This is a genomic window from Sinorhizobium prairiense, assembly GCF_029201645.2.
GTDB lineage: Bacteria > Pseudomonadota > Alphaproteobacteria > Rhizobiales > Rhizobiaceae > Sinorhizobium > Sinorhizobium meliloti_A.
On sequence record NZ_CP104130.1, the window covers coordinates 451161 to 465176 of the forward strand.

Sequence of the window (14016 nt, forward strand, 5' to 3'; positions counted from 1 at the left end):
ATAGGCGAATTCGTTGAAGTTCGGAACCAGCGGCCTGCGTGGCCTGTCTATTGATCTAGTTAGCGCCGGGGCGTCGCTCTATGCGAACGCCTTCGGGCGATATCTCATTGGGAGCGGCAAGTCCAAGGTGGGGGATCCCATCTTCATTGGCCGCGACCTCCGAAATTCCAGCCCTGCGATTGCTAGAATTTGCTTCAACGCCCTTGGCGGCCTCGGCTTTAGGATATCCGACTGCGGGAATGTGCCCACGCCGGCGCTGGCGCTCTACAGCATGGCTAACGGAGCGCCGAGTGTGATGGTCACGGGATCGCATATCCCGCCTGATCGCAATGGCATCAAGTTCTACAAAGCGGACGGCGAAATCGATAAGGCGGATGAGGTGGCGATCACCGGATTGGCCGCTGACGTACATCCAGCAGATGCAAATGCCGGTGCACTTGCTGTCGCCGAAGACTATTCATCCGAGTGTCTCGATCTCTTCTATCACCGGAACGTTAGCTTGCTGGCCGAACGCGCGTTGGCAGGGTTAAAAATCGGCGTTTATCAGCACAGCACGGTTGCCCGTGATTTGATCGTCGAGATACTGGCTCATTACGGAGCGGAGGTCGTGCCGCTCGGTCGTTCCATGAACTTCATACCAGTGGATACAGAAGCGATTTCCAGTGAGGTAATCTCGCTTTTGGTTGGCTGGACTCGCGACCATGGCCTTGACGCCATCGTATCTGCCGACGCCGATGGCGACCGGCCGCTCGTTGCCGACGAGGGGGCATTCCGCTGCGCGGGGACCTTCTTGGGGTGATGGTTGCCGAATTCCTGAAGGCTGATGCGGTCGTCACCCCTGTTACATCCAATTCAGGGATCGAGACGCTTGGTTTCTCGGTCGCGCGAACCAGAGTCGGCTCTCCATTCGTCATCGGCCGTATGAAGGAGGCTATTGCTGCTGGAAAAAGGCGAGTGGTTGGCTTCGAGGCGAATGGCGGATTGCTGCTGTTAAGCGCATTTAAGGCGGGCCGATATACGATCGACGCCTTGCCGACTCGCGATTGCATGTTGCCCATCTTGGTCGCAGCCTCGCGTATAGCTGTCCTGAGAGAGCCGCTTTCTGCAATCGTTCGGTCGTACAGTCTGCCGTTTACGGCGTCCGGCCGGCTGGAGAATTTCCCCACCGAAGCGAGTGCTCACCTACTAGACCGTTTGCGCGCATCGGAGGCCAATCTCGCATTCTTCCTGCAGAGAATGGGCCAGGTCTCATCAACCAGCGACATCGACGGCCTTCGCGTGACTTTGAGGGACCAGCGGATAGTTCATCTTCGCGCTTCGGGCAATGCGCCGGAGATGCGCTGCTACGTCGAAGCGGCGACGGAAAAAGCCGCTGTGCAACTGCTCGATGCCGCTCTCGATCAACTGAGAGAGTGGATGAACGACACGGACGCGTAGCAGGCGAGCCTCGAGGGGATGTAATTGACCAAGAAAATTGTTCCGGTGATAATGGCGGGCGGCAGAGGCAAGCGGCTCTGGCCGCTTTCCCGTGCCGCGGCGCCAAAGCAATTCATCCGCTTCATTGGCAGTCAAACGCCATTTCAGAACACGTTAGCGAGGGTCTCCGATTCCGCGGTCTACGAGCCCGCGATTGTCGTCACAAACGAGAAGTACCGCTTCCTTGTGGCAGAACAGGCGGGTGAATTGGGTGTTGACCTAGCCAGCATGGTGCTCGAACCGGTGGCGCGTAACACTGCCGCCGCGATTGCGGCCGCAGCTTTCGAAACGTCGAATCTCTTCGGCGAAAACGCCGTTATGCATGTCCTGCCCTCGGATCATAGGATCGTCGTCGACGAGACCTATATAAGCGCAAGCCTCACCGCTCGCGCCGCGGCGGCAGACAGCAAGCTCGTGACTTTTGGCATCACGCCAACTCAACCTGCTACCGGTTATGGTTACATAGAGGTCGGAGATACCCTTCCGAGCGGGGCTCGTGCGGTAAAGCGCTTTGTGGAAAAGCCTGCTTTGGATGTCGCGATTGAAATGCTGTCCGCCGGCCGGTTCTGTTGGAATTCCGGCATGTTCATGTTTGCCGTCCCGATGTTGCTTTCGGAACTGGAAGAGTTTTCTTCCGATGTGCTCGCGGCTGCCAATTCTGCGGTCTCCCGGGCCGTGAGAAAGCCCGACTTTCTTCGTCTCGACCGCCAGGCTTTCGAGAAAAGCCCAAGTATTTCGATCGATCACGCCATCATGGAAAAGACCTCAAATGCGGCTGTGGTTCCCTCTGCCTTCAAATGGTCTGACCTTGGCAGTTGGGACTCAGTATGGAAGACAGGTATGCAAGATGAGGACGAAAATGTCACCTCCGAAGGTACAACGCTGGTCAGGACAAGAAGCTCTTTGGTCATATCTCATGGTCCGCATCTTGTCGTAAGCGGACTTGAGGATCTCATCGTTATCGCTAGCGAAGACGTCGTGTATGTAGGCCGCATGGAGGATAGCCAAAATGTCAGCAAGGTCGTCGAGCACCTAAAGACTAAGCCGACGACATCGAAGCTCACCTGACATGGAAAATGTATTGCCACGACCCTATCGAGCCGATCAGGCCGTTGGCGGCCAGTGTCTCGCGAGAGCCCGGCAGAACCACTGCGTGCCGCGATCGCAATGGTGCATCACACCTGGTGCGGCCTACCGGTCGATGCCGTCGACCACGACCGCCCACCCCATGCGTTTGATCCACCGCCGTCGTTTCAGTTGGAACTTCCGCGGCTAGATCGTCTTCGTTATCTCCTATGACGACGGGATTGTTCGTATCAGCAATTCAGCAATTCTCGCGCAGGTAGATACGAAACCCGACCTGGCCGATTTGCCCCTCATACCTGCCGTAGTGAGCGAGGAATTTTTGCAACGCGAGCCGAGCCTCAGAGGCATGATCCTGGTCTATCACCGCGTCGAGGAAGCCACTCTTGAGCAAAGTTCTATTTTCGGCCGTCAGCTCATGAGTGATGAACGTGATATTGCTTCTATTCGAATGCTGGAGGAATTCTGATATCTCTCTACTCCCCACGGATATATTGTATATACCGACGATATTTTTGTTTTTGGCTAACGCTGACTTCACCTGAAGCTCTGTCGAAACCTTATCCTCTCGGCTCTCGATTGGTTTGGCCAAGGTGCAGTTCGGGAATCGATCCCGCAAAACAGATCGAAAGCCCATCTCTCGCTGCTCGTGAGCATGGAAGGATTGAAGACCTGAAATCAACAGAACCTCGCCCTTCTTCGCGCCGACAAAGCGCCCCATCAACTCACCAGCAACCCTTCCTTCTGCACGTGCATCGACACCGATGTAGTCGATGCTCCCAATGTCGGGTATGTCTGAGGCCAACGTGAATACTGGCAGCGATGTGGCCAGTTTTGTTAGGAGCTCTCGAATTTGAGGATGCTCGAATACGTCCAACAGCAGTCCATCACAGGCGCGTGCTGCAGCTTCGATTTTCTCCACGACATCTCGATAATCGAGCCGTTCAAAGAAATAGAAAGCGATCTGAACATTTAAGTAGCTGTAGTCCGATGCGCACTGTTTAAGCGCCGAGACCATTCCCTCGTAGAAGGGATTTCTGCGGGTCTGCAGCAGAACGCCCAATTTCAAAATGCGAGTTGGTCGTAGGCTGAGCGTCCTGTCCAGGCGAAGCTCGCGCGCCCACTTGAGAACCTTTTGTTCCGTCTCCGCCTTCACATTCCCACGACCATTGATCACGCGGTCGACTGTGCCGATGCTGACGCCGGCGGCAGCAGCAACATCCGCAAATGACGCCCTTTTTCCAGCCATTGGAGCTCCATTGTTGGAATCCAAACATTATGGAAGTTTCTAACGCGATGCCAACAGTATAGCATTAGGGTGTTATAGAAGCCACAAAAGTGGCCCACCAGAGGATGGAACAACATGGATATCGATACACACACCGCGCCCTCCAAAAGACGGCGCTCGCTTCTTGGCAGGTTGTCGATCCTGATCGTCGGCTTGGCCTGCGCAACCGCGGTCGCATCGGCCGAAGAGCAGCGCTTGAAGATCGTTCACGTTGGCGTTGCGGCGCCCACCGGCTTCTTCGCTTATCTGAACAAGGGTGCGGAGGATGCGGCGCGCGATCTGGGAGTGGATTTCACTTATGTCTTTCCCAGCAACTCCACGCTCCCGGCTCAAGTTGAAACCATCACCGCCGCCATGGCGTCCGGAGCGGACGGGATCATCATCAACGGCATTGGTGACGACAAAGCCTATCATGACGTGATCGAGCAGGGCAAAGCTCAAGGTATTGCCTTCGGCAGCGCATTGGGTCCGCAGGCCGGCAAGGGAACGGAACTGCGCGATCAGAATGATCCCTTCCTGTTTCATGTCGGTGCCGACGAATATGCCGGCGGCGTCCTGATCGCCAAAAAGGTCCTAGAAACCGTCACTTCGGGCCATGTCGTCGTGGGCAATCCCCAGCCGGGCGACAGCGCGACATGCCAGCCGCGCGCCGCCGGTGTCGTCGACACGTTGAAAGCGGCGAATGTCTCGGCCGAGGTGCAGGAACTCACCCTCGATCCAGGCCAGATCGCCGAAACGATGAGCAACTACCTTCGCGCCCATCCGGACACCAAGGCGATGGTCTCCGCATGCTCGCCGATCGCTCCCTATCTGGAGGCGAAGGAAAGGGCCGAGCGGTCCGATCTCGCGCTCGCGGGCTGGGATCTCGACGAGACGGGTGTCGCGGCGATCAAGTCCGGCGAACTCAATTTCACGATTGACCAACAGCAATACTGGCGCGGCTACATGCCCGTGCTATTGATGGCGCACTACCTGAAGTATGGGCTCATCCCGGCGAACGCGTTCCTCACTGGTCCCGCGATCGTCGATCAATCCAACATCGACAAAGTCGCTCCGCTTGTCCCTGCGGGTTACCGGTAATTCGGTTCGGATCTCGGCCTCAAACTTATGCCGAGACCCCGTTCGTCATTGGATTGGATGCAAGATGTCCCAGAAACACCTGTCTAGCCGTTCCAGGGAAGCAGCAGAGCGAGCCCGTGAACTGCTGTTGCGGCCTGAATTCACCGCAGTAGGCGCTGCGATCGTGGTCGTTGCGGTCTTCAGCTACATGACGCCCTTGTTTTGGACGATACCAACGCTTGCCTCGATCAGCAGTGTCGCGGCCGAATTGGGTATTGTCAGCATTGGCATGACGATTCTGTTAATCGCCGGCCATTTCGACCTATCGGTTGGCGCGATCCTCGGGCTGGCCTCCTTCTTCGTCGTCACCCTGATGAACGACTTCGGTCTGTCGCCGATTTTGACAATTGTTCTGGCCGTCGTCGGGGCAACTTTGCTCGGTCTGATCAACGGCATTCTCCAGACGCGCACAGGCATTCATTCGTTCATCATCACGCTCGGCACGTCTCTCGTCTACCGCGGTATGCTTCTCGCCTTTACCGGTGGCTTCCCAAAGGCCGTCGAGATGCCGCGCGGCGTTTCCAACATCATCGCCGGACCGATGCTCTATGGCGGCATGAGAATGTCCCTCGTCTGGTTTGTCCTGATCACAGCTCTCGCGACCGTCCTGTTGCTCAGAACGCGCCTTGGCAACTGGATTCAGGCTGTTGGTCAAAATCCGAAGGCCGCCCATAATCTCGGCGTCAACGTCACACGCACAACCGTGATTGCGTTCATGTTGTCCGGCGGACTTGCCGGTATCGTCGGCGTCATGCAGGTCGCAAGGTTCGCCAGCGTGGACGCCATGCGCGGAACCGGCATCGAGCTGCAGGCCGTTGCGGTGTCCGTGATCGGCGGAACGCTGCTTTCGGGCGGCTACGGCTCCGCGATCGGCGCGATGATGGGCGCAATCGTGCTGGCCTCCATCCAGACAGGCCTCGTGCTCGTCTCCGCACCCGGCTTTCTCTACACAACGATCATGGGTGTGATCGTGGTGGGCGCGGTTCTCGTGAACAACTGGTTCAGCAGCCTCGTCTCGCGCATCGCGCCGATGACCGGCGAGGACACGGAAGGCGATCCCGCGCAGCGCGTCTCGGCGGTTCCGGATGGCAAGGGGCCACCTCAAGCACGAGAAGAGGGCGCGACCATCTTCCGGGGTGCGCTGTCGGTGAAGCGGGAGGTACAGCGATGATGACTCAATATCAGCCAAATGGCGCGGCCCAATCGCTTGAAGAGACAGCGCCGGTTCTCGAAGCCGTCAATATCGCCAAATATTTCGGTGCGACAACGGCTCTCTCCGACGTCTCTCTGAAGGCCTGGGCCGGCAAGGTGACGGTATTGCTCGGCGATAACGGCGCCGGCAAATCGACCCTGATCAAGATCCTCTCAGGGGTCTATCGTTCTGATGCCGGCGAACTCTTCTTCAAGGGGAAGAAAGTGACGCTCAGCGGGCCTGACGAGGCAAGGGCTCTCGGCATTGCCACATGCTACCAGGATCTTGCCGTCTGTGATCTGCTGTCCGTCACGCGCAACATCGTTCTGGGGCAGGAACCTACGAAGGGCTTCTGGAAGTTTCGCATCTATGATGCGAAAGCTGCCGATCGCCTGGCACGTGAAGCGCTCAACGGGCTCGGTGTCCGGCTGAGAGGCAATCTTCGCTCCCGCGCCGCGACACTGTCCGGCGGCCAGAAACAGTCGCTCGCGATTGCCCGGGCGATGTATTTCGGTTCGTCTTGCCTCATCCTCGACGAGCCGACCGCCGCACTCGCGGTCCGGCAGGCGACACGCGTCATGGAGCACATTGATCGGGCCCGGCAGATGGGCAACGCCGTCATTCTCATCACCCATAACTTCAACCACGCGCTGGAGATTGCCGATCACCTGGTGGTGTTCGCACGAGGGCGCGTCATCGGCTCGTTCGAAAGGGGCGAGGCGACAATGCAGATGCTGACCGAGTTGGTATCGCGGGAAGCCTGACGGCTTCCCGACCATCTCCGTCGGTTCCGAAAGGGCAATGCCATGCACTCCGAACTTGAAGAGTTCATCGCGTCCAGCACGCTTTGCAACACCCACGAACACACCGAATACGAGCGGTTCTATCGCGACTCCCGGCATGACGTGCTGACGCATCTGTTCGACAACTATGTCGTGTTCGACCTCCACTCCGCAGGCGCAAGCCAGAAGAGTCTCGATGCGCTTATTGATCCAAGCGATCCGGACGTCGCGCGGCGGTTTCGCGACGTCCAAACCTACTGGGACAGGATCCACTTCACCGGCTATGCGGAGGGGGTCAAGCTGGCGGCCAAGCGCCTCTTCGGCATCGATGTGTTGACTCCGGAAGCGCTTTCTGCGGCTCAGGAAACTAGCGCGTACAAGGGTGAGAAGGACGAGCGGCTCACGCTTCTCAAGGACGTTGCGAACCTGGATCATGTTCAGATCGATACGAATACCCGCCCATTCCCGCCGGAAATGATGGGGCAGGATTTCTTTCTCTACGATCTCAACATGTTCGATTTCTGCTCCGGTAGGCCGGACTTCGATGTCCTCGAGGGCCAACTTGGCACGGATGCGACATCGCTTGAGGAACTGGGAGGCGCAATCGGAAGGCTGTTTGACATCAGCGCCCGCTATGCGGTAGCGGTCAAATCGCAGCACGCATACGTCAGAACTTTAAAATGGGAGCAGCGGAGCGATGCAGACGCGGCAATCTCATTCGGCGCTGTCCGCCGGTTAGGAAAGGCCGCGCCGGAACCCGATCGCCTGTGCCTGGGAGATTGGTGCATGTCCCGCGTTGCAGAGATGTGCGCACGGCACGATCTGCCATTCAAAATGCACACCGGGTATTTCACCAAGAACAACTTCATGCCGACGGAGAACCTCCGAGCCGGAAACATGGACGTGTTCTTGAAGATGCATCCGAACACCCGGTTTGTGTTGATGCACATCGCTTACCCGCATTCCGACGAATTGATCGCGCTTGCCAAGCATTACACGAATGTCTCCATCGATATGTGCTGGGCATGGAGCATCAACCCTCTGCATGCCAGCGAATTTCTTCGGCGCTACCTACGCGGCGCTCCCAAGAACAAGCTCTTCGTATTCGGTGGAGACACCTTGCTTCCGACATCGTCGGTTGGCTATGCGATGCAGTTCCGCAAGTGGTTCGGCAGAACTCTAGGACGTGAAGTTGCCGACGGCACAATGTCCGAGGATGAAGCCGTTCAACTGGCTGAGTTCTTCATGATCGATAATCCCTACGACTATTACGATCTGATCAGAAGGAAAGAGATAGTACGCACCTCAGACGCCGACAGCATCGCAAAGCTCGGCCATCAGGGGGCGTTCGGCGCAACACCGAAAAGCATTCGGGACAGCGGGAGAGCCTAAGCCTCCCTACATACATGCTCCGGGGCTGTCGATGACAGAATTCCTCACCGCCTTTTCGCTGATCATGCACCCACTCACCGTCTTCGTCACATTGCAGGTCTGGAACGGCCGCTCTACCGGCAGTACGCCGTTCATTCGGCCATACGGTCGCCCGGCTGGAGGAGCTTCACCTTCGGACCCGGTCGCCGACACCTAAGTCCGACGGCTATTTCGAATCCGACCGTCACTGAACTGTAGTGGCCCCATAAATCCTCGAACGCGATCTCCCACTTGTTAAGTCCGAGGAGTGATTTCGTCGTTACGAGTAGTCTAACCCGAAGATAGAAGTGCTGTCCGGACCTGAGCGCCGCCGCTGGTCGACGGCCGAGAAGCTTGCCATAGGGCCAGGGAGACGTATGAGCCGGATGCAACGGTGAGCATCGTCGCTCGGCGTCACGGCATCCAGCCAAACCAGTCAATTGGCTCAAGCTCGCAGCCCAGGGCGCTTTCACGGCAACAGCATCTCAGGAAGATGCCGTTCCGGCATCTGAATGTCGAGCACTCCAGAACCAGGTCAAGGAACTGCAGCGCCTTCTCGGCAACAAGACGATGGAACGCGAAATCCTCGAGGAAGCGCTTGATCGCAACGGGCTCAAAAAAACATTTTTCGCGCTCGCTCTCATTGCCGAAGGGCAGTTCGCGATAACGGCTGTGTGCGAGACCTGTTGCCCAATCCAATTTTGCCGGGCGTGTGAAGCAAATCCCTTCCACTGTCGTGGCGGCTAACTTGCAGCGTGCCAACTGCTATGTCGGAACCTGAGACGGAGGCTTCATCGAACGCGCCGGAACCACTCGTTTTCCTGCATGACTCTGATCACTTCCAAATTGAAATGGGCGATAACAAGTTCCTGCTGTGTCCCACCCATGACGAGGACCTTGCCCAAGGGGTCAACAGCGAAGGACCGTCCATCATCTTTCGGCAGCGGGTAGTTTGCGACCGCTGCTCCTACGACCGATTGGAACGCAAGTGCACGCACCCCTGCCACGCGCACGTCTCCGACAGCGGGATCATCCGAAAGCCGGCAGCTGTTCGGAATAAGAATAATCTCCGCGCCCCCGCGCACGAGATCCGACGCAGCGTCGGGGAACTCTCGATCCATGCAGATCAGTATTCCAACGGCGACTTCTCCCGCATCGGTTCTCAATTTTGCGACGCTCGAGCTTTCGCCAGCAGCACACGCCTTCTCCGGAACGTCAAAGAAACAGACATGACGTTTCCTCTGGTGCAGGATGATTTCACCTGTTCTGTCGATCAGTACGGCAGAATTGAAAGGCTTGTTGGGGCCTAGCTCGAGGAAGGTCGCAACGACCGCTAGCCCGTTGCTGCGCGCAGCGTGCCTAAACTTCTCGACATAACCACCATCAATTGGAACTGCCGCGTCAATCCAAGCCAGCCGAGACTCTTCACTTTCAGAATCAAACCGGCTGTATCCGTTTGAAAACATCTCCGGAAATACGATGATTTCTGCGCCTGTTTCTGCAGCTGATGCGCAGATCGCGTCAATATCGACATTATTCATGACCTGCGCTAGCGCCACACGAAGCAGCTTGGCTGCCATTGCGTTCTCTCCTGATGATGACGTTGAATCCAGCCGCAGCCGGCTTTGCCCGCCTAGCGGCAATTCTGTCCCTGAGAAAGAGGGGCCCGGTGTGAGCTGCCGTCCACCACCGGGCCCAAGCCGCCAAGGGAGGAAGGTTTGGCGGATAACTTCCTCGCAATTTGCAGATCTTGCTTCGTCAAACGAAGCATATGCGATTTCAAGCCATGGCGAGGCAGATCGTACGTGTTCCGGTCGGCATTTCCGGAATGAGTCGCCGTCTGAAGCGTCGCCACCGCTGCAAGTCTGGTAAAACGGCGGACGTCTGCGCTTTGCCCGAGCGCACCGCAAGAGAGCCTACGCTAGTTGATAAGAGAATGCGGATCTGGCCCCGCTTCCACGATCCTCTCTGTGAGAATCTGGTAGGTGTCAGGGCGGCGGTGCCTTCCTCCCCAGATTGCGTTCTCGCGATATGAACGCAGCTCATCCAAATCGACGTCAAAGGTGAAGATACCTTCCTCGGGTCCGCCCTCAACCATCAAGATTTCGCGATATTGGGACTGCTTGTTGTCGTCAGAGCTCCTGGCATCGGTGTTTGAAAAAGCGATCGCGGATATTCCAACGGATCTGCCGTTCCCATGGCCGGCGGAACTGGGATAGTTGGTCATCGCAAGAACGATTTTGTTCTCGAATGCGCGCGTCTTCAATTGACCCAAACGGTGGTCATCGAGATGGCAGGCGTTCGGCACAAGGACAATCTCGGCACCCTTGAGCGCCAAAATACGCGCGGCCTCGGGAAACTCGCGATCGTAGCAGATCATCGCTCCGACAATCACGGGGCTCGATCTAGTATGGAGCGGCGCGACATAGAAGTCCTCTCCAGGTGCGCAATTTCTTTCCAGAGCATGTAGGCAAACATGCACTTTGGCATATTTCAGAACGATCTCTCCGCGCATATCGGCCAAAGCAAACGCGTTTCTCGGTCCTCGGTCTGAGGCTTCCAAGAATGAAAAGCCAATTGCGATACTCAGTTCCTTGGCAAGCTCTCGAAAACCCCGAACAAATTCGCTGTCCCAACTCATCGAAGAGTCGCGCCACTCTTCGAGACTTCCTTGCGTGGCAGGATCAAAGAACCGGTAGCCATGGCTCCAAATCTCCGGGAGGAGGCAGATATCGGCACCGAGTTTCTGCGCCCGACGACAACCTTCGGCGCCGATCTCAAAAGATTCCCTGGGCGACTCACCCGGATGCAGCTGCAAAAGCGCTATTCTGATGCTTGTCAACCTACCTACTCCAGCCATTGAACGATTGGCATCAGGATAGATGATGGTTTTAGATAACCAAGGGGCTTTTTGATCGGATTCCAACATTTTCTTCGTCCGCCGCTGCTTGCGCGACAACCACAGGCCGGCCTCCGACATCCATTGGCGCAAGGTCTCGCGCGACACCGTCAGACCATCATGCTCCGCAAGCTTCTCGGCCGCCAGCGTCGGACCAAAGTCCGCATAGCGCTCGCGCACGATCGCAATGCATAATCGCACACGCCGTCACAAATCCGATTGTTCGATGGGCGGCCGATCGCCTTGTGCCGGATCGACGCCGCACCGCCAGCGCTGATCCGATCCAGCAACCGACGCACCTGTCGGGTACTCAGATCAAGCACATGTGCCGCCGACACCAGCGTCATGCGCCCGGCGATCACCTTCGACAAAATCTCGATCCGCTGCAGATCGCGCTCGCTCATCGCAATCAATCCCATCCGCAATCTCCCACGTCATCAAAACGCGGGGAGAGTGACATTCTTACTTTGTAGGAACAGGACACTTTAACTTTGCGGCTACAAGATTTGTCAAAGCTGTTTAAAGACGCGACAAAGTAGGCAACTTAGAAACGCGACAACATCCTATCCATTACTACTGCATTTGCAAGTTGCTATATTTACAAAGTACGGAGACGCAAGCCGCCGGCCGGGTGGAGCTGGTCAGGGTTGCGCAGCCCGGTCGGCGGCGGATGGCTCCAGCTGCAAGATAAACTTTAGCTTTGACATCCCGATCACTCCGCCGCTTTCAGCTGCGCAAGGGCTTGCTGGCGCTTGGCGATGACCACCAGATCCTTGGTAAAATCCGTCTTCCGGCCAGGCTTCGTGCCGCGCTTTTGATAGCCATTGCTCTGGCTGCCGTCGCGAATGCCGAACATATGGTCCGTCTGGCCGGTGCGGCGCGGCCCGCCCTTGCTGCGCTGTTGCTCTCGTCCGGCCTGCATCTCGGCCACCACCGCCAGCATGTCATCGAGGCGCTTGTTCTCAACCACCTCGCAGCGGTGCACCGAGCGCAGCGTGTCGAAGGTTCTGTAGGGCAGGGACGTCCCCTCATGGGTGACCTCGAGGCGACCATCGGGATAGTCGCAGACAATGACCTTCTTGCCGGCCAGCGACGTGGCGAGGTCGGTCGGATCGAGGATGAACATCACCTTGTCATAGCGCAGCGTCAGCGACTGCGACAGCTTGCGGATCTCCTTGCGGCACATGGCGCCATCGAGGTTCTCATGCGCGGCAAACGGCCGGTGCATGTCCTTCGGATTGCGCGGCGCCTTGCCGAAGCGACGATTGAAGTCGGCCATGAACTCCGGCGCATAGGCATTGGCCGCGGCGATCGTGTCGATGCCGCGCAGCCGCAGCTCCTTGACGAGCCGATCCTGCAGCGTCTGGTTGGCGCGCTCAACACGCCCGTTGTCGCGAGGCTTTCGGCTGCGGGTTGGCAGGATCGTGGTGTCGTAATGCGGCCATCGCGGCAAAGGTCGCGTTCAGCGTCGGCTCGAACCACAGCGCCTTGGCGACCCCCGCCTTCAGATTGTCGCAGACGATCGCCTTGGTGACCCCGCCGAAGAAGGCAAGCGCCCGCACCTGGCCGTCGATCCAATCGGGCAGCTTTTGACTGAAGCTGGCAAAGGCGAAGGTCAGGTTGGAGGCGCCCAGCACCGCGACAAAGATCTGCGCCGGGAAAATGACGCCGGTCGCCGGATCGATCACCGGCACCGTCTGCCCGGCATAGTCGGTCTGCATCACCGCGGCCGCGGCATACCGGTTGCGGAACGTCGGGCTCGCCCGCCGCCGGAAGGCGGCGAACCGGTCGCAGAACCACGTGAAGCCGTAGCCGTCGGGATGAGCGGCGCGATATTCCTGCCACAGAAGCGTCAGCGTCACCCCTTCGCGCTTCAGCTCCCGGGCAACCAGCGCCCAGTCCGGCTCCCTCAGGTCCTGCGGCGGGCGGCCCATTCGGTGAAACAGACGCCGTTCCAGCGCCGCATCGTCATCGTAGGCCGGCGCCAACGGCCAGCTCGACAGCCCCGCCTCCCGCGCCCGCAGCAAATAGGTCGAAACCGAGGTCTTGCCGATTTTCAGCCGCTCGGCCACCTCGCGCACCGACAGGCCCTGTTCATAGGTCAGGCGCAGGATCGTCCGGATGTCCCTCACGCTCGTTCGTCTCGCTTGCTTCCGTCTTGGCATGGCCCCTCTCAACGTCTCGTGAGGGGCCAGATTGCCAGAACGGCGCAGCCGAGGACCGACCATCAAATCCGCCCGGTAACTGTCCGGGACTTAGCGGGATCGCTGTCCGCGACTTAGCGGAATTGCTGTCCGGGACTTACTGAAATCGGTGTCCGGGACTTAACGAAACACGCAATAGATCTCGGCAATCCTGGCAAGGATCGACAGCGCCTCCGAGGAGCCGGTCAGTTTGACGACATCGACGAACTTGCGCCGCGCATGGGCAAGGCAGAACGCCAGCCGCATGGGGGCGACATTGCTCTTCCCCGGCGCTTGGCCATGGTCTTATAGGCTTGGTAGCCATCGACTTGAAGCACGCCGCCAAACGACGATACTTGCCCCTCGACCTCACGGGCGCTGCGGCTTTCGGCAAAGATATAGGCGACCGCCGGTGGCGCCGGACCATTCCATGGGCGATCATCGATGGCCTGTGCCCATAACTGGCAGAGCTTGGTGCGTTTGCGCCCCGGATCGAGCCGCGGAAGCGGCGGGTGAGTAGCCCGGAGGGATTTCACCTGCCGGCCTCTCGTAGAACGGTGCGTGAACCTCTCGATTCACACCGC

Annotated in this window: 8 protein-coding genes and 6 pseudogenes; 8 read left to right on the forward strand and 6 right to left on the reverse strand. The window is 58.1% G+C overall.

The genetic code is table 11. The annotated features are described in order from the left end of the window. Positions 1–13: 13 nt before the first annotated feature. Positions 14–1437: pseudogene (locus tag N0Q91_RS02180) on the forward strand (phosphomannomutase). A 24-nt stretch (positions 1438–1461) separates the two neighbouring features. Then, positions 1462–2535 (forward strand): annotated as a pseudogene (locus N0Q91_RS02185) (mannose-1-phosphate guanylyltransferase/mannose-6-phosphate isomerase); the annotation flags it as partial. A gap of 265 nt (positions 2536–2800) precedes the next feature. Here the strand turns inward: N0Q91_RS02185 and N0Q91_RS02190 are convergent. Then, on the reverse strand, positions 2801–3808 hold the full coding sequence (locus tag N0Q91_RS02190; RefSeq protein ID WP_275596155.1) for a LacI family DNA-binding transcriptional regulator: 1008 nt from the start codon (positions 3806–3808) through the stop codon (positions 2801–2803). Between the two features lie 114 nt (positions 3809–3922). Between N0Q91_RS02190 and N0Q91_RS02195 the strand changes: the two genes are divergently transcribed. From N0Q91_RS02195 to N0Q91_RS02220, 6 genes and pseudogenes are all read left to right on the forward strand, one after another. Next, positions 3923–4927 carry a substrate-binding domain-containing protein gene (locus N0Q91_RS02195; RefSeq protein ID WP_275596156.1) on the forward strand — a complete coding sequence of 335 codons (1005 nt, stop codon included), beginning with the start codon at positions 3923–3925 and terminating at the stop codon, positions 4925–4927. A 64-nt stretch (positions 4928–4991) separates the two neighbouring features. After that, entirely contained in the window at positions 4992–6137 is a 1146-nt protein-coding gene (locus tag N0Q91_RS02200; RefSeq protein WP_275596157.1) for an ABC transporter permease, read from the forward strand. Continuing rightward, positions 6134–6922, forward strand: a complete 789-nt coding sequence (locus N0Q91_RS02205) for an ATP-binding cassette domain-containing protein (protein ID WP_275596158.1) — start codon at positions 6134–6136, stop codon at positions 6920–6922. Before N0Q91_RS02200 ends, N0Q91_RS02205 begins: the two co-directional genes overlap by 4 nt. 42 nt (positions 6923–6964) lie before the next feature. Next, positions 6965–8332 (forward strand): amidohydrolase family protein, encoded by a 1368-nt coding sequence (locus N0Q91_RS02210; RefSeq protein ID WP_275596159.1) that lies wholly within the window; start codon positions 6965–6967, stop codon positions 8330–8332. Between the two features lie 31 nt (positions 8333–8363). Further along, positions 8364–8528, forward strand: a complete 165-nt coding sequence (locus N0Q91_RS02215; RefSeq protein WP_275596160.1) for a hypothetical protein — start codon at positions 8364–8366, stop codon at positions 8526–8528. A 124-nt stretch (positions 8529–8652) separates the two neighbouring features. Continuing rightward, positions 8653–9034 (forward strand): annotated as a pseudogene (locus N0Q91_RS02220) (transposase); the annotation flags it as partial. A 107-nt stretch (positions 9035–9141) separates the two neighbouring features. Here the strand turns inward: N0Q91_RS02220 and N0Q91_RS02225 are convergent. The 5 genes and pseudogenes from N0Q91_RS02225 to N0Q91_RS02245 all read right to left on the reverse strand — a co-directional run. Beyond that, a complete protein-coding gene (locus N0Q91_RS02225; RefSeq protein WP_275596161.1) occupies positions 9142–9930 on the reverse strand; it encodes a carbon-nitrogen hydrolase family protein in 789 nt (262 codons plus the stop codon). 341 nt (positions 9931–10271) lie between these two features. Further along, positions 10272–11279: a carbon-nitrogen hydrolase family protein gene (locus N0Q91_RS02230; protein ID WP_345774956.1), complete on the reverse strand. Its 1008-nt coding sequence runs from the start codon at positions 11277–11279 to the stop codon at positions 10272–10274. A 6-nt stretch (positions 11280–11285) separates the two neighbouring features. Next, a pseudogene (locus tag N0Q91_RS02235) lies at positions 11286–11668 on the reverse strand (helix-turn-helix domain-containing protein); the annotation flags it as partial. Positions 11669–11961: 293 nt separating this feature from the next. Beyond that, a pseudogene (gene istA / locus N0Q91_RS02240) lies at positions 11962–13414 on the reverse strand (IS21 family transposase). A 174-nt stretch (positions 13415–13588) separates the two neighbouring features. Then, positions 13589–13941, reverse strand: a pseudogene (locus tag N0Q91_RS02245) (IS66 family transposase); the annotation flags it as partial. Between the last annotated feature and the right edge of the window lie 75 nt (positions 13942–14016).

Bases quoted from the DNA above. Each gene is read 5' to 3' on its own strand.
- N0Q91_RS02190 (WP_275596155.1), bottom strand. From the start codon at position 3,808: ATGGCTGGAAAAAGGGCGTCATTTGCGGATGTTGCTGCTGCCGCCGGC.
- N0Q91_RS02195 (WP_275596156.1), top strand. From the start codon at position 3,923: ATGGATATCGATACACACACCGCGCCCTCCAAAAGACGGCGCTCGCTT.
- N0Q91_RS02200 (WP_275596157.1), top strand. From the start codon at position 4,992: ATGTCCCAGAAACACCTGTCTAGCCGTTCCAGGGAAGCAGCAGAGCGA.
- N0Q91_RS02205 (WP_275596158.1), top strand. From the start codon at position 6,134: ATGATGACTCAATATCAGCCAAATGGCGCGGCCCAATCGCTTGAAGAG.
- N0Q91_RS02210 (WP_275596159.1), top strand. From the start codon at position 6,965: ATGCACTCCGAACTTGAAGAGTTCATCGCGTCCAGCACGCTTTGCAAC.
- N0Q91_RS02215 (WP_275596160.1), top strand. From the start codon at position 8,364: ATGACAGAATTCCTCACCGCCTTTTCGCTGATCATGCACCCACTCACC.
- N0Q91_RS02225 (WP_275596161.1), bottom strand. From the start codon at position 9,930: ATGGCAGCCAAGCTGCTTCGTGTGGCGCTAGCGCAGGTCATGAATAAT.
- N0Q91_RS02230 (WP_345774956.1), bottom strand. From the start codon at position 11,279: ATGTTGGAATCCGATCAAAAAGCCCCTTGGTTATCTAAAACCATCATC.